The organism is Nocardioides pini, from assembly GCF_026712185.1.
Taxonomy (GTDB): Bacteria; Actinomycetota; Actinomycetes; order Propionibacteriales; family Nocardioidaceae; genus Nocardioides; species Nocardioides pini.
Map to the genome: position 1 here is coordinate 356091 of NZ_JAPPUX010000002.1, position 25514 is coordinate 381604.

The window sequence follows — 25514 nt, forward strand, 5'->3', positions numbered from 1 at the left end:
TCAGCGCTTCCTGATCACGATCGCCAGGTTCCACGTCAGCACCTCCCTCAGGATCGGGACCCGAAGCAGGAAGTGCGCCCACCGCGGGTTGTACCGCGCAGTCAGGTCGACCACCTCCATCGGGTGCTGACCGTCAGCCCAGCGCATGCCGTCCCGGACCGTCACGGCGAACAAGGTCTCGCCGAACCGGTTCTTCGGCTCGGTGCCGAACTTGCGCCGGTATCGACGGCGGGCGCGGTGACCGCCGAGAAAGTGCCAGGGAGCGGTCTCATGACCTCCCCACGGTCCGAACCAGACCGTGTAGCTGATGAACGCCATGCCTCCTGGGCGGAGCACCCGCAACATCTCCTCGGCAACGGTCCAGGGCTCCGACACGTGCTCGAGGACGTTGGACGAGTAGACGACGTCGAACGCCTCGTCCCGGAACGGGAGCTGCGCACCGGTGCCGACGACCCGCCGGCTACGGCCGGACTCGTCGGCGAGGTCGGAGTCCACGTCGATCGAGAAGTACGTCGCGCCGGCCCTCGCGAACGCGTCGGCGAAGTACCCTGGTCCCCCACCGACGTCGAGCAGGGTGGTCCCGTCCAGCGGCGTGTAGCTGGCCAGCATCCGGACGGAGTCGTCGGCCAGTACACCGTAGAAGCGCCCCGGATCCGTCTGCTCGTGGCGGAACTCCAGAAGCAGGCGCACGGACCGGCGAAGGGTCGGCGCCCAGGCTCTGGACGAGACTCCCGACGGTGGCACGCGCAGACCTTACCCGACAGTCACATAGCCGGGCGGACAGACGATAACGTCGCCCGCATGCTTCCTGATCCCGACCTGACGGGCCGGCACGTCGTGTGCTTCAGCTGGCGCGACACCACCAATCCGGAGGGTGGCGGCGCGGAGCTCTACCTCGAACGCGTCGCTGCCGGGCTGGTCGCCCAGGGGGCTCGGGTGACGATCTACTGCGCAGAGCACGGTCTCGCTCCGCGCGACGAGGTGCGCGACGGGATCCGTTTCGTGCGGCGCGGCTCGAAGATGGGTATCTACGCCCGCGGCCTGCTCCTCCTGGTGACGCGGCGCTTCGGCAGGGTCGACGCGGTGGTCGACGTCCAGAACGGCCTGCCCTTCTTCACCAGGCTCGGGACGCGCGCCCCGGTGATCGTGCTGGTCCACCACGTGCACCGCGAGCAGTGGCCGGTCGTCTACCCGGGGATGGTGGGTAGGATCGGGTGGTTCATCGAGCGCCGCGTCGCCCCGCGCCTCTACCGCGGCTGCCAGTACGTCGCCGTCTCCACCGCGACGCGCGACGAGCTGGTCGAGCAGGGCGTGGTCCCCGACTACCTCGCGGTCGTCCACAACGGGACCGACGTCGCGCCGGACCTGGCCGTGCCGAGGACCGCCCACCCCTCCCTGTGCGTCGTCGGCCGCCTTGTGCCCCACAAGCAGGTCGAGCACGCGATCGACTCGTGGGCGGAGCTGCAGGAGACGTGGCCCGACCTCACCCTGACGGTCGCAGGCTCCGGCTGGTGGGAGCACGAGCTCAGGGACCACGCCGATCGGGCGCTGGCTCGCCGCGGGCTCGACCGCGACAGCGGCGCCATCGTCTTCGAGGGGCACGTGAGCGAGGACCGCAGGAACGAGATCTACGCATCCGCCTGGGTCATGGCCCTGCCGTCCCTCAAGGAGGGATGGGGGCTCGTGGTGGGCGAGGCCGGGATGCACGGCACGCCCACCGTGGCGTACGCCGCGGCCGGGGGCACCCGAGAGTCGATCACCCACGGCGTCTCCGGGCTCCTGGCCCACGACACGGCCGACTTCACGGCGTCGCTGCGCCGCGTCCTGGCCGACGACGAGCTGCGCGAGACGTTGTCGGTCGGCGCTCGCGAGATGAGCCACCGCTTCACCTGGGACCGCGCGCAGCACTCGTTCGGCACGGTCGTCTCCGAGGTGCTGGAGCGCCACCACCTTGCCGGGCAGGACCCGCTCTGAGCCAGTGGACCGGGTCGTGACACCGCTCAGACGTCGAGGACGCCGAGCAGCACGACCAGCAACCACACGGCGCCGATCGCCTGCAGGACCCGGTCGGCCCAGATGATGTCCTCGGGCTCAGCAGCCGTGCCTGCGTCGATGTCGACGGCGTAGCGAAGCACGCCAGCGACGAAGGGCGCGATCGAGACGGTCGCCCACGGCAGGGTCCCCTCGGAGGGGTTCTCGAAGGCCCAGAGCGAGAAGGCCAGCAGCGTCGCGCCCGCAGCGACGCCCCACACGAAGCGCAGGTAGGTCGCCGAGTAGCGCACCAGTGCCTGTCGCGTCCCGGAGTCGGGCCCGAGCGTGTGCAGCTCGGAGTAGCGCTTCCCGGACACGATGAACAGTGACCCGAAGCCCGCGACGAGCAGGAACCACTGGGAGACGTAGATGTCCGAGGCCGCACCCCCGGCGACCGCCCGGAGGACGAAGCCACTCGTCACCAACAGGATGTCGAGGACCGGCTCGTGCTTGAGGCCCAGCGAGTAGCCGAGCTGGAGGACGATGTAGCCGACGAGCACGGCGAAGAGCTGAACTCCGCCGAGGGCAGCGAGCGCGAGGCCGAGCAGCGCCAGGACCGCGGCCACGACGCGAGCCGTCGACATGGAGACCTCGCCCGCAGCGATCGGCCTCAGGCGTTTGCGGGGGTGCAGCCGATCAGCCTCGACGTCGATGCTGTCGTTGACGAGGTAGACGGCCGACGAGAGGAGGCAGAACGCGACACCGGCGAGCAACGTACCCGCCAGGACGCCGGGATCCCCGATCTTGCCCGAGGCGAGCGGGACGGCGAGAACGAGGAGGTTCTTGACCCACTGCTTGGGGCGAACCGCCCTCAGCAGGGCCGGCAAGGGCCTGGACGACGTCGAGGTCGCTCCCGACGTCACTCGGTGGTGGTGCCGTACTCCAGCGTGGGAAGCTCGGCGTTGCCCGGTGAGTTGTCGGGCGGCGCGGTCTGGGACGACACGACGCCCATGATCGTCGAGACGCCGAGAATGGCGCCGGCAACGATGCTCACGATCGGTGCAACGACAGAACCCATGATGCGGATGTCCTTCCCAAGTGGTGACGGTCACCGTACCAGTCGCACGGCGTCACGGAGCAATTTGCGACGTGAGACCTACTGGCGAGTCACCGTCGCCCGTCCGCGCCTGACGCGCGAGGCCAAGGAGACCAGGAGCACGGACAGCCACGCCCCCCACGCCAGGAGCACCGCAGCCCAGCGGCCTCCGGACACCGTGCGCGCCGGCGCGGCGCCGAGCGTGGTGACCGACAGGCCGCCGGCCAGCACGCGCCGACCCTCCACGACGGGCACCTGATAGCCCTCGATCTGCTCCGCCACGACGACGGACACCCCGACTCGGCGGAGCGCGGCCGAGCGCTCCGCGGGTGTCGGCTCCCGCAGGGCGCGAGCGACGGCGGCCGACGCCGGGTCCTCCCCGGCCAGGGCGCGTCCCGAGACGACGAGCTCGTCGTTGACGACCGTCGGGCGGTCCAGGTAGCGCGGCAGCGGATCGAGCACCCGACGGCCACCGTTCCAGGCCGGGGCACGGTAGGACACGAACGGCAGGGACACGGCGTCGCCCGGCGGTGCCCCGGCCACGGCGGACCTCGCGTCGTCGTAGGCCGCGGGATAGTGGACCGCGTCCAGTCTGCCCCCCGCACCCCATGCCGCGTCCGGCATCAGTGACACGGGAAGCAGCGCCAGCACTCCCCCGACGACGACGACCGCACCCCGCTCGGGCAGCCGGACGAGTCCGTCGACCGCCACAGCGACCAGCACGACGACCAGGGGGACCGTGAGCCCCAGCAGGCGAGAGCCGTCGCGGAAGAGCCCCCCGGCCGGGACGTTGTCACCCAGCCAGCCGATGGCCCCCGGCGCCGCCCAGCTGACCACCGCCAGCCCCCAGCCGACGCACCAGCACGTGAACAGCCCCCGCAGGCGTGGCTCGCGCTCGCCGCGGGCGACGAGGACCGCACCTGTGACGGCCGCGCAGACGAGGAGGAGCGTGAACGCCAGACCTGCGAGACCCAACCGCGATCCCGGCACCACCTCGGCGTTCCACACCCCGCCGACGGACAGGGCCGCGACCGGTCCCGCCATCAGCCCTTCGTCCGACGTGGCGAAGACGACGGCACCGAGGGGGTCGGACGCCGACGTCGCGGGGCTGACGAGCCCGGCCACGATCCACGGCGCGTTGGCCCCGACCACACACGCCGCCAGCAGAGCCGAGCCCCTGCGCCCCAGCCGCCGTCCCGTGACGGCGAACGCGACCAGCGCCGTTGCCAGGCCCGCGCTGGCGCTCAGGCTGCCCAGCACGACGAGCAGGGGCACGCGAGCAGGCAGGCGGGCGCGCCCGGTCTCGATGTCGTGCAGGGCGACGACCAGCCACGGCATGACGGCGTACCCGATCAGCAGCGGCCAGTGGCCGAGCAGCAGGCGCTCCACGACGAACGGATTCCACATGCCCACGCTGACCGCCACCAGCTGGGCAGTGGTCGTGCGGTGACGTACGAGCGCGGCGAAGCCTGTGCCAGCTGCCATCAGCGTGCCGGCCAGGACGACCTTCTGGAGCACCGCGCCGCCGAGCACCTCGTCGAGGGCGGCGACCACCGCGTCGGAGGGCACGGCGCGCGGCAGCGCTGACCCGAGGCCGAGGACGTCGCGCGTGAGGGCCAGGTCGGGGACCCACACCATGTCGTAGCTGAGGACGTAGCCGGGCCCCAGCGCGCCGCCGAGCAGCAGCACCGCGAGCACGGCTGCCCAGGCCGTTGGCCACAGCAGCACCCGCGCGCGAGGCATCGCCCCCTCGACCCGTGGTTCCACGGTGCGACACCTTAGGGTGTGCCGCATGTCCACACGAGCGCGCGGCCGGTCGCACGAGGTCGCCGGCTCCCGCGGCGGGTCCCGTGGCCTGCTGACCGGCAGCGGGCAGATCGCCGTCGCGATGATGCTCATGAACGTCGCCACCTACGCGTTCACCATGGCCGCGGCACGGATCATCGGTCCCGTCCCCTACGGCGCCTACTTCGCGCTGATGAACCTCCTGATGATCGTCGGCGTGGTCATGCTGGGATTGCAGGCGACGGCTGCGCGCCGTATCAGCGCCGACCCCACCCACACCGGCCAGATCGAGCGCGGGATCCTGCGGGTGACCGCCAGGGCGTCGCTGCTGCTGGGCGGTGTGCTGCTTCTCGCGTCCCCGCTGATCGACCACCTGCTCGACCTCGACAGCATGCCGACGGCCATGCTGGTCGCCGTCGCGGCCGTGCCGTTGACGATGACGGGCGCGCAGATGGGGGTCCTGCAGGGCGAGCGGCGCTGGCGCGAGCTCGCGACGATGTACGTGCTCTCGGGCGTGCCGCGGCTCGTCATCGGTCTCGCGCTCATCCTCTGGCGGCCCACGGAGTTCATGGCCTTCCTCGGCGTCGCCCTGGGCTTCTATGTCCCGCTCCTCTACGGCCTCGCCGTGCTAAGGCAGGGCCGCGAGTACAGCGACACCCACGAGCGTCACGGGCTGCTCCTAATGGTGAAGGAGGCCGTCCTCAACTCGCAGGCACTGTTCGCCTACTTCGCCCTCACCAACGTCGACATGCTCGTCGGGCGCTCGGTGCTCGACTCGCACGACTCGGGCCTCTACGCCGCCGGCCTGATCGTCTCCCGCGCCGTGATGTTCCTCCCCCAGTTCGTGGTCGTCGTCGCGTTCCCGTCGATGTCGACGAGCCGCAACGCAGGGCGCGCCCTCGCCACCAGCATGCTGCTCGTCGGCGCGCTGGGTGGGGCGTGCGTGCTCGCCACGGCCCTGTTCCCCGACCTCGTGCTGGTGTTCGCCGGCGGACAGCAGTACGACGAGGTGAGCGGATTGCTGTGGGTCTTCGCGCTGCTGGGCACCTGCATGGCGCTCCTGCAGCTGCTCGTCTACTCGGTGCTGGCCCGCCAGGACAGGGTGTCGATGGCGCTGTTGTGGGCGGCGCTCGGAGTCGTCGTCGTGCTGGCCGCGACCATCGTCTCCACCGTCGGCCAGCTCCTCGCCGTCGTGCTCACCGTCGACATGGTCCTCCTCGCGGCGCTGGTGCCTATCAGCTTCGTCAAGCTCAGGGAGCGCTCGACCGCTCAGTGAGCCGCGTCGTGCCAGCTGCGTCCGGTGCCGATGGAGACGTCGAGGGGGACGGTCAGGTCGGCCGCCCCGCCCATCTCGGCGCGGACAATCTCGGCGAGCGCGTCGTGCTCCCCCGAGGCCACCTCGAGCACCAGCTCGTCGTGCACCTGCAGCAGCATCCGCGAGCGCAGGCCGTGCTCGGCGAGGGCGCTCTCGACGCCCAGCATCGCCACCTTGATCAGGTCGGCTGCCGAGCCCTGGATGGGCGCGTTGAGGGCCATCCGCTCAGCCGTCTCGCGACGCTGGCGGTTGTCACTCGTCAGGTCGGGGAGGTAGCGGCGCCGCCCCAGGATGGTCTCGGTGAAGCCCGAGCGACGCGCCTCGTCGACGATCCCGCCGAGGTAGTCGCGGACGCCTCCGAAGGTCTCGAAGTACTCGTCCATGAGGCCCTTGGCCTCCGAGGTCGAGATGCGCAGCTGCTGGGAGAGGCCGAAGGCGGACAGGCCGTAGGCGAGGCCGTAGTTCATCGCCTTGATCTTCGCGCGCTGCTCGACGCTGACGTCCTCGGCAGCGACGCCGAAGACGCGGGCGGCGGTGATGGAGTGGAAGTCCTGCCCGGAGCGGAACGCCTCGATCAGAAGCGCGTCCTCGGACAGGTGGGCCATGATCCGCATCTCGATCTGGCTGTAGTCGGCCGTCATCAGGGACTCGCCGGCCTCACCGACGACGAACCCCTCGCGGATGCGGCGACCCGCCTCGGTGCGGATCGGGATGTTCTGCAGGTTCGGGTCGGTGCTGGAGAGGCGGCCCGTGGCCGCGATGATCTGGTTGTAGGTCGTGTGGATGCGGCCGTCGGAGGCGACGGTCTTGAGCAGGCCCTCGACGGTCTGGCGCAGCCGGATCACGTCGCGGTGGCGCAGCAGGTGCTGCAGGAACGGGTGCTCGGTCTTCTCGAAGAGCTGCTGCAGCGCGTCGGCGTCGGTGGTGTAGCCGGTCTTGGTGCGCTTGGTCTTCGGCATGTCGAGCTCGTCGAACAGCACCACCTGGAGCTGCTTCGGCGAGCCGAGGTTGATCTCCTTGCCGATGACGTCGTAGGCGTCGGTGGCCGCGGCGCGCACCTGGTCGCTGAACTCCGACTCGAGGCCCTCGAGGTAGTCGGTGTCGACCGCGATGCCGACCTGCTCCATGCGGGCGAGGGTGCCGATGAGCGGGAGCTCGACCTCACGGAGCAGCCTGGTCCCGCCGTGCTCCTCGACCGCGTCGTCGAGCGCGTCGGCGAGGTCGAGGACGGCCCGGGCGGTCAGCATCGCGGTGTCGCTGGCCGTCGTGTCGTCCATCGCGTCGAAGCTGAGCTGGTCGGCGTCGACGGTGTCCTGCCGGAGCTCGCGCTTGAGGTAGCGCAGGGTCAGGTCGGCGAGGTCGTAGGAGCGCTGGTCGGGCTGGACGAGGTAGGCCGCCAGGGCGGTGTCGACCTCGAGGCCGGCGAGGTCCCAGCCGCGGGCGGCCAGCGCCAACCGGGGGCCCTTGGCGTCGTGGATCGCCTTCGGGCGGTCCGGGTCGGCGAGCCACGCCGCCACCGCCGCGTCGTCGTCGGCGCCGATCTCCGCCACGTCGATCCAGGCCGCCTGCCCCTCGCGGGTGGCCACGGCGACGGAGAGGACCTCACCGGTGCCGGCGCGCCAGCTGCCCTGCACCGCCACCCCGACCCGCGTGCCCGCGGGCGCGTGCTCCGCGAGCCACGAGGCGGCCTCGCCCGCGCCCAGGCGACGACCGTCGAGCTCGAAGCCGGCCTCCGCCTCCGCGACGTCGGTGGGGTCGGGGTCGATCGTGTCGAGCAGCCGGGTGCGCAGCTCGCCGCGGAACTCGAGCTCGTCGAGGAGCTCGAGGCCGGCGGTGCGGTCCCACGGCTGCCGGGCGAGGCCGTCCGGGCGCACCGGCAGCGTCAGGTCGCGCACCAGGGCGTTGAGCTGACGGTTGCGGATGACGTCGCCGAGGTGGGCGCGCAGCGCCTCCCCCTTCTTGCCGGTGATCTCGTCGGCGCGGGCGATGACGTTGTCGAGTCCGTCAAACTGGTTGATCCACTTCGCGGCGTAGCCCTGACCGACCCCCGGGACGCCCGGCAGGTTGTCGGAGGTCTCCCCCACGATCGCGGCGAGCTCGGGGTAGCGGTGGGGCGGGACGCCGTACTTCTCCTCCACCGCCGCGGGGGTGAGCCGCGCCAGCTCGCTGACGCCGCGCATCGTGTAGAGCACGGTCGAGTCGTCCGTGACGAGCTGGATCGAGTCGCGGTCACCGGTCATGATCAGGACCTGCATGCCCTCGGCCAGCGCCTGGGTGGCGAGCGTGGCGATGATGTCGTCGGCCTCGTAGCCCTCCATCGAGAGGTGCTGGATGTGCAGCGCCTCGATGACCCGGCGGATCAGGGGCAGCTGGCTGCCGAACTCGTCGGGGGTCTTGTTGCGCTTGGCCTTGTAGTCGCTGTACTGCTCGAGGCGGAACGTCTGGCGCGACTTGTCGAAGGCGACGGCGACGTGGGTGGGCTGCTCGTCGCGCAGCACGTTGACCAGCATCGAGGTGAAGCCGTAGACGGCGTTCGTGTGCTGGCCGGAGGCGGTCGCGAAGTTCTCCACCGGGAGCGCGAAGAACGCACGGTAGGCCAGGGAGTGGCCGTCCAGCAGGAGGAGGCGGGGGCGGGTCGACTCGCTCGTCTCAGGCACCCGCCGACTCTATCGGCCGCCACCGACAGCAGAATGACCGCATGAGCGAGACACCTGCGTCCCTGGCCGACCTCAGCGTGGAGGACCTCCTGGCGTTCCTGCCCGACGGCAACGGCCGCCTCAACGACAAGATGGGCGTGCAGCTCGTCGAGGTCTCCGCGGAGCGCGTGGTCGCGACGATGCCGGTCGAGGGCAACACCCAGCCGTTCGGGCTGCTCCACGGCGGAGCGTCGGTCGTGCTCGCCGAGACCCTCGGATCCATTGGCTCCGCCATCCACGCCTACCCGGCGAAGATCGCGGTCGGGGTCGACATCAACGCCACCCACCACCGCGCGGCGACGTCCGGCGTGGTCACCGGCGTCGCGACCGCCATCCACCTCGGCCGGTCCTCGACGTCGTACGACGTCGTGATCACCGACGAGCAGGACCGGCGGGTGTGCACCTCCCGCATCACGTGCGCGCTGCTGGACGCACCGAAGGCCTGACGCACGACGCGCCGGCCGTGGGCGACGTCCCCCGGGCTCAGCCGGGGACGCGTTCGCGGCGGATCCGGCGGGCCGCGAGGACCCGGTCGATCCGCTGGCGGCTGGTGGCCGCCTGGGTGGCCTGCCGCGACTGCGGCAGCCGGGCGCGCACGGCGCTCGTGGTGGCGGCGCGCAGCGTCGCCTGAGGCGTGAACGACAGCCGCGCCATGAACCGGTTGGCGTCGCGCGCCTCTGCGGCCGCCGCCGTCTGGACGTGGGTGATGCCGTGCTGCTCGGCGAACCGGCAGGCCGCCTCCATCAGCGCGCTGCCCACGCCCTTGCGCCGGAACCGGGTGAACACGTGGGGCGAGACCGCGAGGACGGCCCGCTCGAGGTTGATCGGCGTGAACGTCGTCGCCTCGAGGTAGACCGCACCGGCGACCTCCCCGTCGACCTCGGCCACCACCACGCACTGGTCCTCGCGGGCCTCGGCCGTGGTCACGATCCCGGCCACGTCGGCGAGCTGCTCGTCGAGCGCGCCACGGCGCAGGATGTCGCTCCACAGCTCGCGCAGGGCGGGGACGTCCGTGGCCTCCGCCACGCGTACGGTCACCGGCGTCCGACTCATCGACACACCACTTCCTCGTGCTCCGACCGTGGCCCCCTGCCGCCCTCTCGCGGCACCACGCCGGGACGAACCCTATCCCCGTTGCCGGGATCAGGCTACGCCGAGGTAGGCCTCGCGCACCGAGGGGTCGTCGAGGAGCTCGGCACCCGTGCCGGTCTTCACGATGTTGCCCGTCTCCAGCACGTAGGCCCGGTCGCTGCGCGAGAGCGCCTGCTTGGCGTTCTGCTCCACCACCAGGATCGTCGTGCCCTGCTGCGAGATCTCGGTGATGATGTCGAAGATCTGCTGGATCAGCATGGGGGCGAGGCCCATCGAGGGCTCGTCGAGCATCAGCAGCTTGGGGCGCGACATCAGGGCGCGGCCGATCGCGAGCATCTGCTGCTCACCGCCCGAGAGCGTGCCGGCGACCTGCTTCTTCCGCTCCTCCATCCGCGGGAACAGGCCGAAGACCCGGTCGTAGTCCTCGTCGACGGCTGCCTTGTCCTTGCGGGTGTAGGCGCCCATGTTGAGGTTCTCGGTGACCGTCATCCCGGGGAAGATCCCCCGGCCCTCGGGGCACAGCACCAGCCCCTTGCGCAGCCGCTGGTCGGCCCGCATCTTCGTCACGTCCTCGCCGTTGAAGACGACCGAGCCTGCCGACAGCCCGCGCACGCCCGAGAGCGCGCGCATGGTCGAGGTCTTGCCGGCGCCGTTGGCCCCGATGAGGGAGACGACCTCACCCTCGTTGACCTCCACGGTGATCCCGTGGAGGGCCTGGATCTTGCCGTAGTTGAGAACGGCGTCCTTCATCTCAAGCAGCATCGTCGGGCTCTCCCAGGTAGGCGGCGATGACCTTCGGGTTGCGGGCGACCTCTTCCGGGGTGCCCTCGGCGATCTTCTGGCCGAACTCGAGGACGACGATCCGGTCGGTCACGCCGAGGACCAGCTTCATGTCGTGCTCGATGACCAGGACCGTGTGACCCAGGTCGCGGATGCGGCGGATGAGGCCCATGAGGTCCTCCTTCTCCGCAGGGTTGAAGCCGGCGGCCGGCTCGTCCAGGCAGATGAGCTCGGGCTCGGTGGCCAGGGCTCGGGCGATCTCGAGGCGGCGCTGGTAGCCGTAGGGAAGGTTGCGGGCCACCTCGTGCGCCCGGTCGGCGATTCCCACGAAGCGCAGCAGCTCCATGGAGCGGCGGCGACCCGCCCGCTCCTCCAGGGTGTGCCGGCTGATGCCGAACACCTTGGCGAACGAGCGACGGATGCCGCTCTTCGGCAGCTCCCCCTCCGAGGGACGGACCCGGTAGGCCCGGAACAGCACACCGAGCACGCTCGTCTTGTGTCGGGCGTCGCACCCGACCATGACGTTCTCCAGCGCCGACATCTCCGGGAAGAGCCGGATGTTCTGGAACGTACGGGCGATGCCGAGGTGGTTGATCCTGTGCGGCTTGGTGCCCGCGATCTCCTGGTCCTTGAACCGGATCGTGCCCTCGGTCGGCGTGTAGACACCGGTCATCGCGTTGAAGCAGGTGGTCTTGCCGGCGCCGTTGGGCCCGATCAGGCCGAGGATCTCGCCGCGGCGGATGTCGAAGTTGACGTCGTTGAGCGCCACCACGCCGCCGAAGCGGAGGGTGACGTGGTCGACCTCGAGGAGGACCTCACCCACGGCACCCGAGGTCTCGATCGCGATCTTGTCGTGGTCGGAGGTGTCCTTGAGCTCCTCGGCGCCCACGATCTCGTGCTCAGGCATCTGCGGCAGCCTCCTCGGCCTCGTGTCGTCGGTCTTCGATCTCTGCGGCTCGCCGTCTGCTCGGCACCAGGCCCTGGGGCCGGAGGACCATCACCAGCACGAGCGCCAGGCCGAAGGCGAACGGGCGCCACTCCTGGAGCTCACGGAACCGCTCGGGGAGGTAGGTGAGCAGGAACGCACCGACGAGGACGCCGACGATGTTGCCCGAGCCACCGATGACCACCATGGCCACGAAGAGGAACGACAGGTTGAGCATGAACGCGTTGGGCTCGACGTACTGCTGCTTGCTGCCGAACAGCAGCCCGGCCAGACCGCCGACGGACGCGCCGATGGCGAAGGCCCACAGCTTGAACTTGAAGCCCGCGACGCCCATCACTGCGGCGGCGTCCTCGTCCTCCCGGATGGCGAGCCAGGCACGACCGACGCGGCTGTGCTCGAGGCGACTGGCCAGCCAGACGATGAGGATGAGGATGACGAGGGCCAGCCAGTACCAGCGCTCGGCGTCGATGGTGTTGAAGAACGAGCGTCCGTCGATCTCCGGCCCGGGAGGCACGGGGACCTGCGTGATGCCCGCGGCACCGCCGGTGACGTTGTCGAGGTTGCGCGCGGTGATGCGGATGATCTCGCCGAACCCGAGGGTGACGATCGCGAGGTAGTCCCCTCGCAGCCGCAGCGTCGGGGCACCGAGGATCACGCCCGCGGTCAGCGACATCGCGATGGCGATGGGGATGCACATCACGAAGGGGACGGCCCACTCCTCGGACAGGTCGAACCGCGACTGCAGTGCCTGCACGACGGGCGAGGACGGCGACCCGAAGAGGGCCACCGAGTAGGCGCCGAGGGCGTAGAAGCCGACGTAGCCCAGGTCGAGCAGTCCGGCGAACCCGATCACGACGTTGAGCCCGACGGCCGCGATCATGTAGACGACGATGAGGAACAGCACGCTCGCCCAGTCGGAGCCCGTGGGGTTCAGGTCGGTGCGGATGTAGGCGAACGGCAGGATGTTGAGGAAGGGCAGGTAGAACGCAAAGGCGACGACCAGCAGCAGCGCGACGGTGCGGAACCACTTGGGAGCCCGGTCCCAGCGGTTGCCGAGCTGGAGCCCGCGGTAGGAGTCGAGGATCTGGCTCATGCGCGTGCCTTTCCGAGGGACTCACCGAGCAGTCCGGTGGGCCGGAACATCAGGACCAGGACGAGGACGATGAACGCGGTGACGTCGGTCCAGCTGGAGTCCCAGATCTGCGATGCGTACACCTCGACCACGCCGAGCAGCAGGCCGCCGACCAGCGCACCGCGCAGGTTGCCGATGCCGCCCAGGACCGCGGCGGTGAACGCCTTGATGCCGATGATGAAGCCGATGTCGAACTTCGTGATGTCGTACTGGATGGTGAACAGCAGGGCCGCGACGCCGGCCATCGCGCCACCGAGCACGAAGACGAGCATGATGACGCGCTCCTGGTTGACGCCCATCAGGGAGGCGGTGTCGGGGTCCTGCGCGACGGCGCGGACTCCGCGGCCGAGGCGGCTCTTGTTCACGAACGTGTCCAGCGCGATCATCATGACGATGGCGCCGATGATGATCAGCAGCCGGGTGTTGGTGACGGGCAGGTCGATGCCCGGGATCGTGAAGACGACCTTCGTCTCGATCACCGACGGGATGTTGACCGTCACGCGGCCGAACGGCGGTCCGAAGAACGCCCGGAGCACCTGGCCGAAGGTCTCGACCAGGACGAGCGAGCAGCCGATGCCGGTGATGAGGAAGATGAGGGGCGGAGCGCCCTTCTTGCGCAGGGGCCGGTAGGCGATGCGTTCGACGGCGAGCGCCGTCCCGGCGGAGGCGAGCATCGCGGCGAGGAGCGCCAGCAGCGTCGCCGCGATGACCATCCCCACCCCCATCCCGGCGGTCGCGCCGAGGACGGTGTAGGTGCCGAGCACGGTCCAGGTGCCCACCATGAACACCTCGGAGTGGGCGAAGTTGATCAGCTTCATCACGCCGTACACCATGGTGTAGCCGAGCGCGACGAGCGCGTAGATGGATCCGCGGGTGATGCCGTCCAGCGTGTGACGGTCCAACCCGTTGATCAGGGCGTCGAAGTCCACTCAGGGCCCTTCCCAGTAGTGCGGCCCGGTCCGGGCCATGGAGCGGGGGCGGCCGAGTCCCGGCCGCCCCCGCGGTGTCATGCTGGTGCCTCGATCAGCTCTCGGGCTTGACCTCGACCTCGGGCGTCAGCGTGCCGCCCTCGTTCTTGTAGGCCCAGTATGAGACCTGCTCGGCCGGGACGTCACCGTTGTCGTCGAAGGCGATGTCCTTGCTGAGGCCCTCACCCTGGTAGTCGTTGACGAACGCCAGGACGTCCTCGCGGGTGCGGGCACCGTCGTCCAGCGCGGCCAGGAAGACGCTCATCGCGTCGTAGCCCTCGGCTGCGTAGGCGCCGGGCGCGCCGCCGTAGGCCTCCTCGAAGTCGGCGGCGAAGGTGCTGTCCGCCTCGATCGGGGCGCAGGGGCACATCACGACCGCGCCCTCGCCGGCGTCGCCCACGGCCTTGCCGAAGTCGGCACCGTAGAGGCCGTCACCGCCGACGAACGGCACGTCGATGCCGGCGTCACGGATCTGCTTGAGCAGCGGCGCCGCCTCGGCGATGTAGCCGCCGTAGAAGATGGCGTCCGGCTTGGCCGACTCCATCTTGGAGATCGTCGGGGCGAAGTCGGTCTGGCCGACCTGCGTCTTGTCGCGCTGGACCATCGCGTCGCCGAGGGTCTCCTCGACACGGTCGGCCAGCGGCTCGCCGTAGGCCTCGGAGTTGTCGACGACGAACACCTTGCTGGCGCCGACCTCGTCGGTGAGGTACTTGGCGATCGCCGCGCCCTGGTAGTCGTCGTACGGCACGAGGCGGTGGAACACCTCGACCGGGTCCTCCTGCGTCAGGTCGGTGGCGGTCGCCGACTGGCTGATCATCGGGACGCCGCCGTCCTGGTAGATGCTCTTGGTCGCGCGGGTCTCACCCGAGAACGCGCCACCGATGACACCGATGAAGGACTCGTCACCGGCGATCTGGGTCGCGACCGGCGTGGCCTTGGCGGGGTCGCCCTCGGTGTCGAAGCGCTCGAGGGTCACGTCGCACTCGTCGTTGTCCCACTGGTCGAGCGCCAGCTCGGCGCCGTCGACGGACGGGATGACGATGCTGGCGTTGGCACCCGACAGCGCGCCCATGGCACCGATCTTGAAGGTGCAGTCGTCGCCACCGCCGCCGTCGCTGCCACCGCCGGTGTCGGTCGTGCCGCAGGCGCTGAGCGCCAGGCCGGCCACGGCCGTGAACGCGACAGCCTGCCACGTCTTGGATGAGCGGATCATGGATCCTCCGTACGTCTCTGGGCTGTCCACCTCGGCAGCCTCGTGGCGGGAACCTAACACCCGGGATGTGGCGCGGGACACGATTGAGCCTCGTGAGTTGCCTGCCGTTGCCGTTTCGTGACCAACCGGTCTGTACCGGAAACGCACCCGAAACACGGGATGCGGTTCCCGCCTTGAGGAGACCTTGACGAGCGCTGGCTCAGGACCGGGCTGCGGGGCCGGCGTCGCCACCGGCCAGCCCGGCCACGCCGTGCTCCACGACGCCGTCGGCGACCTGCCTCATCGACAGGCGGAGGTCCATCGCGGTCTTCTGGATCCAGCGGAAGGCGTCGGGCTCGCTGAGGCCCAGCTTCTCCTGCAGCACGCTCTTGGCGCGGTCGACGGACTTCCGCGTCGCCAGGGACTCCTGGAGGTCGGAGACCTCGCGCTCCAGGACGGCGATCTCGGCGTAGCGGCTGACCGCCATCTCGATCGCGGGCACCAGGTCGCCGCGCTGGAACGGCTTGACGAGGTACGCCATCGCCCCGGCGTCGCGCGCCCGCACGACCAGGTCGCGCTGGGAGAACGCGGTGAGGATGACGACCGGCGCGATCCGCTCCCCCGCGATCGTCTCGGCAGCTGCGATCCCGTCGAGCACGGGCATCTTGACGTCGAGGATGACGAGGTCGGGGCGCAGCTCGCGCGCGAGCTCGATGGCCCGCTGGCCGTCGCCGGCCTGGCCCACGACGTCGTACCCCTCCTCGCCGAGCATCTCGGCGAGGTCCATGCGGATGAGCGCCTCGTCCTCGGCGATCACGACCCGGCGTACGCCGTCTGCGGGGGTGCTGCTGTCAACGGGCTGCGTCACGACGGCAAGGCTAGTTCGGATAGGGTTCCGAAGCCGATTCCGCCCCGGTAGCCCAACGGCAGAGGCGATGCTCTCAAACAGCATTCAGTGTGAGTTCGAATCTCACCCGGGGCACCGCGTCGCGCCGTCGCTGTCGGTGCACGGCACCAGGATCTCGACCGTGCACGGACTCCCGGAACGCGCCCGCGTGATGGACCTGCTCGCTCGTGGTGCGACACTCAGCGAGGCGAGCCGGGAGACGGGGATTGCCCGATCGACGATCCGGTCGTGGCTCGCCACCACACCTCGGATCGATCCGGGCTGCGTGGTGTGTTGCTCCGCGGTGCCGTGGCCGAGCGGTGACTACTCGGCCCTGCTCGGCTTCTACCTCGGCGACGGCTGCGTCTCCCGTCACGGCACCCACACCACCCTTCGGGTCTCGTGCGACGCCGCGCTCCCCGGCGTCGTCCGCGACGTGTCGGCGCTCATGAGGTCGCTCAGCCCTGGTGGCGTGTTCGCCATCAGCGCGCCGGGCACCACCGTGGTCCAGAGCAACTGGAAGCACTGGCCCTGCCTGTTCCCCCAGCACGGGCCGGGACGGAAGCACGAGCGGGACATCGTCCTCGCGGACTGGCGGGAGGAGGTCGCACGGGCCTTCCCCGGCCCCTTCCTCCGCGGCCTGTTCCACTCCGACGGGGCGCGCGTCAACAACTGGGCCACGCGGGTCGTCGCGGGCGAGAAGCGACGCTACGACTACGCGCGCTGGCAGTTCAGCAACCGGTCCGAGGACATCCTGCTCCTGTGCTGCTGGGCCCTGGACCTCGCCGGAGTCCCGTGGCGGCGATCCGGTCCGTGGACCGTGTCGGTCTCGAGACGGGACGCGGTCGCGTCGCTCGACGCCCTGGTCGGCCCGAAGAGCTGACCCGGTGGTCAGCGGTCGCGGCGGTAGGCGGGGGTGATCTCGTTGATCGCGTCGCCCATGCGGTGGATGCGCAGGGCGTTGGTGGAGCCCGGGATGCCGGGCGGGCTGCCGGCGATGATGACGACGAGGTCGCCCTCCTCGACCCGCCCGATGGCGAGCAGCGCCTCGTCGACCTGTCGCACCATCTCGTCGGTGTGCTCGACCTGTCCCGCCTGGAACGTCTCGACCCCCCAGGTCAGCGCGAGCTGCGAGCGGGTGCGGGCCTCGGGGGTGAAGGCGAGGACGGGGATCGGGCCGCGGTAGCGGGAGAGCCGCTTGGCCGAGTCACCGCTCGTGGTGAAGGCGACGACGTACTTCGCCTGGACACGCTCGGCGACCTCGGCGGCCGCCTTGGCGATGATGCCGCCGCGGGTGTGCGGCTCCCACGCCACCTCTGCCATGTGGCCGAGGCCGTGCTCCTCGGTGGACTGGACGATCCGGGCCATCGTCTCCACGGCGACCGTGGGGTACTCCCCCACGCTCGTCTCGCCGGACAGCATGACCGCGTCGGCGCCGTCGAGCACCGCGTTGGCGACGTCGCTGGCCTCGGCGCGCGTCGGCGCGGGCGAGGTGATCATCGACTCCAGCATCTGGGTGGCGACGATCACCGGCTTGGCGTTGCGCCGGGCCTTGTCGATGATCAGCTTCTGGTGGATCGGCACGTCCTCGAGCGGGCACTCCACGCCCAGGTCGCCGCGCGCGACCATGATGCCGTCGAACGCGTCGACGATCTCGTCGATGTTGTCGATGGCCTGCGGCTTCTCGATCTTGGCGATGACGGGGACGGTGATCCCCTCCTCGCGCATGACGACGCGCACGTCCTCGGCATCGGCCGCGCTGCGCACGAAGCTGAGGGCGATGAAGTCGACGCCGAGGTGGAGCGCCCAGCGCAGGTCCTCGGTGTCCTTGTCGGACAGGGCGGGCACCGAGACGGCGACGCCGGGCAGGTTGATGCCCTTGTTGTTGGACACCTTGCCGGGCACGACGACCTCGGTGACCACGTCGGTGTCGTCGACCGAGATGACCTTGAGCCGCACCTTGCCGTCGTCGATGAGCAGCGGGTCGCCCGCCTTCACGTCGCCGGGAAGGCCCTTGTAGGTGGTGCCGCAGATCTCGGCGGTGCCTTCGACGTCGCGGGTGGTGATGGTGAAGGTGGCACCACGCTTGAGCTTGACCGGACCGTCGGCGAACGTCTCGAGGCGGATCTTCGGCCCCTGCAGGTCGGCGAAGATGCCGATCGCGTGGCCGGAGTCGTCGGAGGCCCGCCGCACCAGGCGGTAGACCGCCTCGTGGTCGGCGTAGGCGCCGTGGCTCATGTTGAGCCGCGCGACGTCCATGCCGGCCTCGACGAGGGACCGGATCCCCTCGGGGGTGTTCACCGCGGGGCCGAGGGTGCAGACGATCTTTGCTCTACGCACGGTCCTCACCTTATCGGAGATTGGATCGTTCCAAGCAAGGGCGCCCCGGCAGGTGGACTCGCTGTAACGCCGGGTTGGTGGGTGTACCCACCCGGATATATCCGGGTGGGTACACGCCTCAACCCGGCGTTACAGCGGATCGGACGACGCGAGGGTCAGACGACGAGCGGGCGCTCGTGCGGCTTGATGGGCGCCGGGAGCGTGGTCGAGCCGGTCAGGTAGGCGTCGACGGCCGCGGCCGCGCTGCGGCCCTCGGCGATCGCCCAGACGATCAGCGACTGCCCGCGCCCCACGTCGCCGGCGACGTAGACGCCGGGGACGGAGGCGGCGTACGACGCGTCGCGCCTGACGTTGCCGCGCTCGTCGAGGTCGACACCGAGCTGGTCGATGAGGCCGGGCCCCTCGGGCCGGGTGCGCTCGGGACCGGTGAAGCCCATCGCGAGCAGCACCAGCTGGGCCGGGATCTCGCGCTCGGTGCCCTCGACGGGCTGGAACGACGCATCGACCTCCACGAGCCGCAGGGCGGACACGTGGCCGTCGGCGTCGCCCACGAACTCCTGCGTCGACACGGCGTAGAGCCGGTCGCCGCCCTCCTCGTGGGCCGAGGACACCCGGAAGGTCATGGGATACGTCGGCCACGGCTGGCCGTCGGGACGGTCCTCGCCGGGCCGCGGCATGATCTCCAGCTGCGTGATCGAGCGGGCACCCTGCCGGATCGACGTACCGAGGCAGTCCGCGCCGGTGTCGCCGCCGCCGATGATGACGACGTCCTTGCCGGTCGCCACGACCTGCTCCGACCCGTCCGCGGTCGGGGCCTCGCCGAGCGCGGCGCGGTTGGCCTGCGGCAGGAACTCCATGGCCTGGTGGATCCCGCCGAGCTCGCGGCCGGGCACGGGCAGGTCGCGGGCGGCCGTCGCGCCCATGGCGAGCACCACGGCGTCGTACCGGTCGAGCAGCTTGTCGCCCGTCAGGTCGCCGCCGACGTCGACCCCGGCACGGAAGACGGTGCCTTCGCGCCGCATCTGGTCGAGGCGGCGGTCGAGGTGCTTCTTCTCCATCTTGAACTCGGGGATGCCATAGCGCAGGAGGCCGCCGATCTTGTCGGCCCGCTCGTAGACCGCGACGGTGTGGCCGGCGCGCGTGAGCTGCTGGGCGGCGGCGAGGCCGGCGGGCCCGGAACCGATGACGGCCACGGTCTTGCCGGAGAGCCACTCCGGCGGCTGCGGCCGGACGTAGCCCGAGCCCCAGGCGCGGTCGATGATCGAGACCTCGACGTTCTTGATGGTCACCGGGTCCTGGTTGATGCCCAGCACGCAGGCGGTCTCGCAGGGGGCCGGGCACAGGCGACCGGTGAACTCCGGGAAGTTGTTGGTCGCGTGGAGCCGGTCCATCGCGCCGTCCCAGTCGTCGCGCCAGACCAGGTCGTTCCACTCGGGGATGATGTTGCCCAACGGGCACCCCTGGTGGCAGAACGGGATGCCGCAGTCCATGCAGCGACCGGCCTGGGTGTTGATGATCGGCAGCAGCGCGCGGCCGATGCCGTCCGGGTAGACCTCGTCCCAGTCCTGGACGCGCTCAGCGACCTCGCGACGGGAGGCGACCTCGCGGCCGTGCTTCAGGAAGCCCTTCGGGTCAGCCATGCTGGTTCACCTTCTTCGCAGGACGGTGGGGGGTCGTCGGGTGGGTGCGGGGTGCGGTCCGCTCAGCCATGGAGCACCTCCATGATCCGGGCGGCGGCCTCGTCCTCGCTGAGGCCGTCCTCCAGCGCCTCCTCGCGCGCCTCGAGCACGCGCTTGTAGTCGCTCGGCATCACCTCGGTGAAGCGGGCGAGCGAGGCGTCCCAGTCGGCCAGCAGCGCGGTGGCGACCGCGGAGCCGGTCTCCTCGGCGTGCTGCTCGACCAGGGCCTTGAGCTCGTCGGCGGCCTTGCCGGTCACCGGGGCGAGCTCGACCAGCTCGGGGTTGACCCGCTGCTCGTCGAGGTCCAGCACGAAGGCGTAGCCACCCGACATGCCGGCCGCGAAGTTGCGCCCGGTGGGGCCGAGGACGACGACGACGCCGCCGGTCATGTACTCGCACCCGTGGTCGCCGACTCCCTCGACGACGGCCGTGGCGCCCGAGTTGCGCACGCAGAACCGCTCGCCCACCCGACCGCTCAGGAAGATCTGGCCGGCCGTGGCGCCGTAGCCGATCGTGTTGCCGGCGATGATCTGCTCGGCCGCGTCGAACGTGGCGGCGCGGTCGGGCCGGACGACCAGCCGGCCGCCGGAGAGGCCCTTGCCGACGTAGTCGTTGGCGTCGCCCTCCAGACGGAGCGTGATGCCGCGCGGCACGAACGCACCGAAGGACTGGCCGGCCGAGCCGGTGAGGGTGATGTCGATGGTGCCGTCCGGGAGGCCGTCGCCGCGGTAGCGCTTGGTGACCTCGTGGCCGAGCATCGTGCCGACGGTGCGGTTGACGTTGCGGATCGCGACCTGGGCGCGCACGGGCTCGCCGCTCTCGAGCGCCGGGGCGGCGATCGCGATCAGCTCGTTGTCGAGCGCCTTGGCCAGGCCGTGGTCCTGCGTCTTGGTGTTGCGCAGGTCCTGGTCCTCGAACTGGCCGAACTCACCGTGGGCCGAGGCCTGGTGGAGGATCGGCGTGAGGTCCAGGCCCGAGGCCTTCCAATGGTCGACGGCACCGGCCACGTCGAGCGTGCCCACCTGGCCGACCGCCTCGGCGAGGCTGCGGAAGCCGAGCTCGGCGAGCAGCTCACGGACCTCCTGGGCGATGAACTCGAAGAAGTTCACGACGTAGTCGGCCTTGCCGCTGAAGCGCTCGCGCAGCACCGGGTTCTGGGTGGCGACGCCGACCGGGCAGGTGTCGAGGTGGCAGACGCGCATCATGATGCAGCCGCTCACCACGAGGGGCGCGGTCGCGAAGCCGTACTCCTCCGCGCCGAGCAGCGCGGCGATGACGACGTCGCGCCCGGTCTTGAGCTGGCCGTCGGCCTGCACCACGATCCGGTCGCGCAGCCCGTTGAGCAGCAGCGTCTGCTGGGTCTCGGCGAGGCCGAGCTCCCACGGACCGCCGGCGTGCTTGAGCGACGTGAGCGGCGACGCGCCGGTGCCACCGTCGTGCCCGGACACCAGCACGACGTCGGCGTGCGCCTTGGACACGCCGGCCGCGACGGTGCCGATGCCGACCTCGGAGACGAGCTTCACGTGGATGCGCGCCGACGGGTTGGCGTTCTTGAGGTCGTGGATCAGCTGGGCCAGGTCCTCGATCGAGTAGATGTCGTGGTGCGGCGGCGGGCTGATGAGGCCCACCCCTGGCGTCGAGTGCCGGGTCTTGGCCACCCACGGGTACACCTTGTGGCCGGGCAGCTGCCCGCCCTCGCCGGGCTTGGCCCCCTGGGCCATCTTGATCTGGATGTCGTCGGCGTTCGTGAGGTACTCCGACGTGACGCCGAAGCGGCCCGACGCGACCTGCTTGATCGACGAGCGGCGCTCGGGGTCGTAGAGCCGGTCCGGGTCCTCGCCGCCCTCGCCGGTGTTGGACTTGCCGCCCAGCCGGTTCATCGCGATCGCGAGGGTCTCGTGCGCCTCCTGGCTGATCGAGCCGTAGGACATCGCGCCGGTGGAGAAGCGCTTGACGATCTCCGAGACGGGCTCGACCTCGTCGATGTCGACGGGCTCGCGGACGCCGTCCTTGAAGGTGAAGAGCCCGCGCAGCGTCATCAGCCGCTCGGACTGCTGGTTCACCCGGTCGGTGTACTGCTTGAAGATGTCATAGCTGCCGGTGCGGGTGGAGTGCTGGAGCCGGAAGACCGTCTCGGGGTCGAAGAGGTGCGGCTCGCCCTCGCGGCGCCACTGGTACTCGCCACCGATCGTCAGCTCGCGGTGCGCGGGGGCGATGCCCTTGCGGGGGTACGCCGTCGCGTGCCGGCGCGCCACCTCCTCGGCGATCGTGTCGAGCTCGATGCCACCGAGCTTGGAGGCCGTGCCGGTGAAGTAGCGGTCGATGACGGCCTGCGACAGGCCGACCGACTCGAAGATCTTCGCGCCGGTGTAGGACGCGACCGTCGAGACGCCCATCTTCGACATCACCTTGAGCACGCCCTTGCCGAGCGCCTTGATCAGGTTGGCGACGGCCTTCTCGGGGTCGACCTTGACGTAGTAGGCCTCGCGGGCGAGGTCCTCCACCGACTCCATGGCGAGGTAGGGGTTGACCGCCGCCGCGCCGTAGCCGACCAGCAGGGCCACGTGGTGGACCTCGCGGACGTCGCCGGCCTCGACCAGCAGGCCGACCCGGGTGCGGGTCTTCTCCCGGACCAGGTGGTGGTGGACCGCGCCGGTGAGCAGCAGCGACGGGATGGGCGCGAGCTCGGCGGTCGAGTGCCGGTCGGAGAGCACGATGATGCGCGCCCCGTCGGCGATGGCCGCCGACACCTCGGCGCACAGCTCGTCGAGGCGGGCCTCGAGGGCCGCTCCCCCGCCCTCGACGTCGTACAGGCCACGGACGATGTGCACCTGGAAGCCCGGCATGTCGCCGTTGCGGTTGATGTGGCGGATCTTGGCCAGGTCGTCGTTGGAGAACACCGGGAAGGGCAGCACGACCTGGCGGCACGACGCGGGGGTGGGCTCGAGCAGGTTGGCCTCGGGACCGATGGACCCGCTGAGCGAGGTGACGAGCTCCTCGCGGATCGCGTCGAGCGGCGGGTTGGTGACCTGGGCGAACAGCTGGGAGAAGTAGTCGAACAGCATCCGCGGCTTCTCGCTCAGCGCGGCGATCGGCGTGTCCGTGCCCATCGAGCCGAGCGCCTCTCCCCCGGTGTTCGCCATGGGGGTCAGCAGGACCCGCAGCTCCTCCTCGGTGTAGCCGAAGACCTGCTGGCGGCGGGTGACCGAGGCGTGCGTGTGCACGATGTGCTCGAGGTCGTCGATGTCGTCGAGGTGGACCAGCCCGGCGTGCAGCCACTCGTCGTACGGCTGCTCCGCCGCGAGCTGGCTCTTGACCTCCTCGTCCTCGATGATCCGGTGCTCCTCGGTGTCGACGAGGAACATCCGGCCCGGCTGCAGGCGGCCCTTGCGGACGACCGTGGCGGGGTCGAGGTCGAGCACGCCGACCTCGGAGGCGAGCACGACGAGCCCGTCGTCGGTGACCCAGTAGCGCGAGGGGCGAAGCCCGTTCCGGTCGAGCACGGCGCCGATCTGGGTGCCGTCGGTGAAGACCACGCACGCCGGCCCGTCCCACGGCTCCATCAGCATCGAGTGGAACTCGTAGAACGCGCGACGCTTGGCATCCATCTCGCGGTGGTTCTCCCAGGCCTCCGGGATCATCATCAGCACCGCGTGCGGCAGCGAGCGACCGGCCAGGTGCAGCAGCTCGAGGACCTCGTCGAACGACGCGGAGTCGGACGCGCCGGGCGTGCAGATCGGGAAGAGCCGCTCGAGGTCGCCGGGGATCAGGTCGCTCTCGAGGAGCGCCTCGCGGGCGCGCATCCAGTTGCGGTTGCCCATCACGGTGTTGATCTCGCCGTTGTGGGCGATGAACCGGAACGGGTGGGCCAGCGGCCAGCTCGGGAAGGTGTTGGTGGAGAAGCGGGAGTGCACGACCGCCATCGCGGAGGCGACGCGCTCGTCGGTCAGGTCGGGGAAGACCCGGTCGAGCTGGTCGGTGGTGAGCATGCCCTTGTAGGCCAGCGTGCGCGAGGACAGCGAGGGGAAGTACACGTCGGTCTCGGACTCGGCACGCTTGCGCAGGCAGAAGGCCAGCCGCTCCAGCGCCATGCCGCTCACCCGGGCACCCCGGCCCGCCACGAACACCTGAGCGAAGCTCGGCATCACGCTGCGCGCGGTCGCGCCGAGCGTGCTGTCGTCGACCGGCAGCTCGCGCCACCCCAGGACCGTGAGGCCCTCCTCGTCGGCGATCTCCTCGATGCGCTGGCGGGTCTTGGCCACCGCCTCGGCGTCACCGGGCAGGAACGCGGTGCCGACTGCGTACGCCCTCGCGGGCGGCAGCTCGAAGTCCACCACCTCGCGGAGGAAGGCGTCCGGCACCTGCATGAGGATCCCGGCGCCGTCGCCGGAGTTCACCTCGGCGCCCGCGGCGCCGCGGTGGTCGAGGTTGCGCAGGGCGGTGAGCGCCTTGGCCACGATGTCGTGGCTGGCCTCACCGGTCAGGGTCGCCACCATGGCGACACCGCAGGCGTCCTTCTCGTGGCGAGGGTCGTAGAGACCCTGGCTCGGCGGGAATGCGTGCATGGAGGCATTCTCCCGTCGTCGTCTCCGCGCGTCGCGGACCTGGTCTCGCTGGGTCCACGACGGGCGAGGGGGTGGAAGTTACCGCTGGGGACGACGTTGGCCCGAGCAAGACGGAACCTATCACCGGCGGGAGCCGCCGGCGCCCCGTGTGTCAGGCCGTGGGACCGGTGGAGTGCTCGCTCCCGGCGGGCGAGCCATCGGGCTCCCGGGTGCGGACCACGTCCTCACGGCCGGGGTGTCGGACGGCCGACCAGATGAACCAGGCGGCCGCGAGGACGAACAGCACGATGGAGGTCCACACGTTGAGCCGCAGCCCCATGACGTCGTCCATCTGCACGTCGTCGATGCGGAGGTTCTCGATCCAGCCGCGACCGAGCGTGTAGAGCATCACGTAGAGCGCCGCCACCTGGCCGTGGCCGAGGCGGAAGCGGCGGTCGAGCCAGATGATGAGCGCGAAGGCGGCGAGGTTCCACAGGCACTCGTAGAGGAACGCCGGGTGGTACGTCGCCTGGTCGAGGTACTGCGACGGCCGGTGGGCGACGTCGATCTCCAGGCCCCACGGGAGGTCGGTCGGGCGGCCGTAGAGCTCCTGGTTGAACCAGTTGCCCCAGCGCCCGACCGCCTGCGCCACGAGGACGCCGGGGGCGAGCGCGTCGACCAGGGGCAGCAGCTTGATCCCCTTCAGCCGGGCGCCGATGCACAACCCGACGGCGCCGAGGGCGATCGCCCCCCACACCCCGAGGCCGCCGCGCCAGACGTAGAGCGCGGTGACCGGGTTGCGGCCCTCGCCGAAGTAGAGCTGCCAGTCGGTGATGACGTGGTAGAGCCGACCGCCGACCAGCCCGAAGGGCACCGCCCAGATCGCCAGGTCGCTGACCTCGCCGGCGGTGCCGCCGCGGGCGACCCAGCGCCGCTCGCCGATCCAGATGGCGAGCACGATGCCGAGGATGATGCTCAGCGCGTAGCCGCGGATGGGAAGGGGGCCGAGGTTCCACACGCCGTCGGCGGGGCTCGGGATGGACATCAGGGTCACGAGGGGCGATCCGACGACGGCCGGCACGGTCAGCATGG

General features: G+C 70.6%; 20 protein-coding genes and 1 tRNA gene. 5 read left to right on the top strand and 16 right to left on the bottom strand.

What is annotated here, in order from left to right; all coding sequences use genetic code 11:
* Positions 1-690: a class I SAM-dependent methyltransferase gene (locus tag NYO98_RS07860; RefSeq protein WP_268111024.1), complete on the bottom strand. Its 690-nt coding sequence runs from the start codon at positions 688-690 to the stop codon at positions 1-3.
* 111 nt (positions 691-801) lie between these two features.
* Between NYO98_RS07860 and NYO98_RS07865 the strand changes: the two genes are divergently transcribed.
* Entirely contained in the window at positions 802-1974 is a 1173-nt protein-coding gene (locus tag NYO98_RS07865) for a glycosyltransferase family 4 protein (protein WP_268111025.1), read from the top strand.
* A 26-nt stretch (positions 1975-2000) separates the two neighbouring features.
* Here NYO98_RS07865 and NYO98_RS07870 read toward each other — a convergent pair whose 3' ends face one another.
* The 3 genes from NYO98_RS07870 to NYO98_RS07880 all read right to left on the bottom strand — a co-directional run bounded on the left by NYO98_RS07870 (position 2001) and on the right by NYO98_RS07880 (position 4834).
* A complete protein-coding gene (locus NYO98_RS07870; RefSeq protein ID WP_268111027.1) occupies positions 2001-2894 on the bottom strand; it encodes a decaprenyl-phosphate phosphoribosyltransferase in 894 nt (297 codons plus the stop codon).
* Positions 2891-3049, bottom strand: a complete 159-nt coding sequence (locus tag NYO98_RS07875) for a DUF2613 family protein (protein WP_268111028.1) — start codon at positions 3047-3049, stop codon at positions 2891-2893. The genes NYO98_RS07870 and NYO98_RS07875 overlap by 4 nt, the downstream gene beginning before the upstream one ends.
* Before the next feature lie 78 nt (positions 3050-3127).
* Positions 3128-4834: a hypothetical protein gene (locus tag NYO98_RS07880; RefSeq protein ID WP_268111029.1), complete on the bottom strand. Its 1707-nt coding sequence runs from the start codon at positions 4832-4834 to the stop codon at positions 3128-3130.
* Positions 4835-4859: 25 nt separating this feature from the next.
* Here NYO98_RS07880 and NYO98_RS07885 point away from each other — a divergent pair, with 25 nt between their 5' ends.
* Complete coding sequence (locus NYO98_RS07885) at positions 4860-6128, top strand: lipopolysaccharide biosynthesis protein (RefSeq protein WP_268111031.1); 1269 nt, start codon at positions 4860-4862, stop codon at positions 6126-6128.
* Here the strand turns inward: NYO98_RS07885 and polA are convergent.
* Entirely contained in the window at positions 6122-8824 is a 2703-nt protein-coding gene (polA, locus tag NYO98_RS07890; protein ID WP_268111032.1) for a DNA polymerase I, read from the bottom strand. The two genes, NYO98_RS07885 and polA, sit on opposite strands and share 7 nt — an antisense overlap.
* Positions 8825-8865: 41 nt before the next feature.
* On the opposite strand from polA, the gene NYO98_RS07895 reads away from it, so the two are divergent.
* Positions 8866-9309 carry a hotdog fold thioesterase gene (locus NYO98_RS07895; protein ID WP_268111034.1) on the top strand — a complete coding sequence of 148 codons (444 nt, stop codon included), beginning with the start codon at positions 8866-8868 and terminating at the stop codon, positions 9307-9309.
* Between the two features lie 37 nt (positions 9310-9346).
* Here NYO98_RS07895 and NYO98_RS07900 read toward each other — a convergent pair whose 3' ends face one another.
* The 7 genes from NYO98_RS07900 to NYO98_RS07930 form a co-directional block, all read right to left on the bottom strand.
* Positions 9347-9901 (bottom strand): GNAT family N-acetyltransferase, encoded by a 555-nt coding sequence (locus NYO98_RS07900; RefSeq protein WP_268111035.1) that lies wholly within the window; start codon positions 9899-9901, stop codon positions 9347-9349.
* A gap of 105 nt (positions 9902-10006) precedes the next feature.
* Complete coding sequence (locus NYO98_RS07905) at positions 10007-10705, bottom strand: ABC transporter ATP-binding protein (protein ID WP_268111036.1); 699 nt, start codon at positions 10703-10705, stop codon at positions 10007-10009.
* 1 nt (position 10706) lies between these two features.
* The gene (locus NYO98_RS07910; protein WP_268111037.1) at positions 10707-11642 is read right to left on the bottom strand and encodes an ABC transporter ATP-binding protein; all 936 of its coding nucleotides are present in this window, start codon (positions 11640-11642) and stop codon (positions 10707-10709) included.
* Positions 11635-12774: a branched-chain amino acid ABC transporter permease gene (locus tag NYO98_RS07915; protein WP_268111038.1), complete on the bottom strand. Its 1140-nt coding sequence runs from the start codon at positions 12772-12774 to the stop codon at positions 11635-11637. Before NYO98_RS07915 ends, NYO98_RS07910 begins: the two co-directional genes overlap by 8 nt.
* Positions 12771-13742 carry a branched-chain amino acid ABC transporter permease gene (locus NYO98_RS07920; RefSeq protein ID WP_268111040.1) on the bottom strand — a complete coding sequence of 324 codons (972 nt, stop codon included), beginning with the start codon at positions 13740-13742 and terminating at the stop codon, positions 12771-12773. Before NYO98_RS07920 ends, NYO98_RS07915 begins: the two co-directional genes overlap by 4 nt.
* A 94-nt stretch (positions 13743-13836) precedes the next feature.
* Complete coding sequence (locus NYO98_RS07925; RefSeq protein ID WP_268111041.1) at positions 13837-14994, bottom strand: branched-chain amino acid ABC transporter substrate-binding protein; 1158 nt, start codon at positions 14992-14994, stop codon at positions 13837-13839.
* A 199-nt stretch (positions 14995-15193) separates the two neighbouring features.
* The gene (locus NYO98_RS07930; RefSeq protein ID WP_268111042.1) at positions 15194-15841 is read right to left on the bottom strand and encodes an ANTAR domain-containing response regulator; all 648 of its coding nucleotides are present in this window, start codon (positions 15839-15841) and stop codon (positions 15194-15196) included.
* 41 nt (positions 15842-15882) lie between these two features.
* On the opposite strand from NYO98_RS07930, the gene NYO98_RS07935 reads away from it, so the two are divergent.
* Positions 15883-15955, top strand: a tRNA-Leu gene (locus NYO98_RS07935).
* Positions 15956-16001: 46 nt separating this feature from the next.
* A complete protein-coding gene (locus NYO98_RS07940; protein ID WP_268111043.1) occupies positions 16002-16742 on the top strand; it encodes a helix-turn-helix domain-containing protein in 741 nt (246 codons plus the stop codon).
* Positions 16743-16750: 8 nt separating this feature from the next.
* Here the strand turns inward: NYO98_RS07940 and pyk are convergent, their stop codons facing one another.
* From pyk to lgt, 4 genes are all read right to left on the bottom strand, one after another.
* A complete protein-coding gene (gene pyk, locus NYO98_RS07945) occupies positions 16751-18199 on the bottom strand; it encodes a pyruvate kinase (protein ID WP_268111045.1) in 1449 nt (482 codons plus the stop codon).
* 155 nt (positions 18200-18354) lie between these two features.
* The gene (locus NYO98_RS07950) at positions 18355-19839 is read right to left on the bottom strand and encodes a glutamate synthase subunit beta (RefSeq protein WP_268111046.1); all 1485 of its coding nucleotides are present in this window, start codon (positions 19837-19839) and stop codon (positions 18355-18357) included.
* Between the two features lie 62 nt (positions 19840-19901).
* Entirely contained in the window at positions 19902-24443 is a 4542-nt protein-coding gene (gltB, locus tag NYO98_RS07955; RefSeq protein ID WP_268111047.1) for a glutamate synthase large subunit, read from the bottom strand.
* A 151-nt stretch (positions 24444-24594) separates the two neighbouring features.
* Positions 24595-25512, bottom strand: a complete 918-nt coding sequence (lgt, locus tag NYO98_RS07960; RefSeq protein WP_268111048.1) for a prolipoprotein diacylglyceryl transferase — start codon at positions 25510-25512, stop codon at positions 24595-24597.
* Positions 25513-25514: the final 2 nt, after the last annotated feature.

Bases quoted from the DNA above. Each gene is read 5' to 3' on its own strand.
- gltB (WP_268111047.1), bottom strand. From the start codon at position 24,443: ATGCACGCATTCCCGCCGAGCCAGGGTCTCTACGACCCTCGCCACGAG.
- NYO98_RS07895 (WP_268111034.1), top strand. From the start codon at position 8,866: ATGAGCGAGACACCTGCGTCCCTGGCCGACCTCAGCGTGGAGGACCTC.
- NYO98_RS07915 (WP_268111038.1), bottom strand. From the start codon at position 12,774: ATGAGCCAGATCCTCGACTCCTACCGCGGGCTCCAGCTCGGCAACCGC.
- NYO98_RS07885 (WP_268111031.1), top strand. From the start codon at position 4,860: ATGTCCACACGAGCGCGCGGCCGGTCGCACGAGGTCGCCGGCTCCCGC.
- NYO98_RS07925 (WP_268111041.1), bottom strand. From the start codon at position 14,994: ATGATCCGCTCATCCAAGACGTGGCAGGCTGTCGCGTTCACGGCCGTG.
- NYO98_RS07910 (WP_268111037.1), bottom strand. From the start codon at position 11,642: ATGCCTGAGCACGAGATCGTGGGCGCCGAGGAGCTCAAGGACACCTCC.
- NYO98_RS07905 (WP_268111036.1), bottom strand. From the start codon at position 10,705: ATGAAGGACGCCGTTCTCAACTACGGCAAGATCCAGGCCCTCCACGGG.
- NYO98_RS07865 (WP_268111025.1), top strand. From the start codon at position 802: ATGCTTCCTGATCCCGACCTGACGGGCCGGCACGTCGTGTGCTTCAGC.
- NYO98_RS07875 (WP_268111028.1), bottom strand. From the start codon at position 3,049: ATGGGTTCTGTCGTTGCACCGATCGTGAGCATCGTTGCCGGCGCCATT.
- lgt (WP_268111048.1), bottom strand. From the start codon at position 25,512: ATGCTGACCGTGCCGGCCGTCGTCGGATCGCCCCTCGTGACCCTGATG.
- NYO98_RS07950 (WP_268111046.1), bottom strand. From the start codon at position 19,839: ATGGCTGACCCGAAGGGCTTCCTGAAGCACGGCCGCGAGGTCGCCTCC.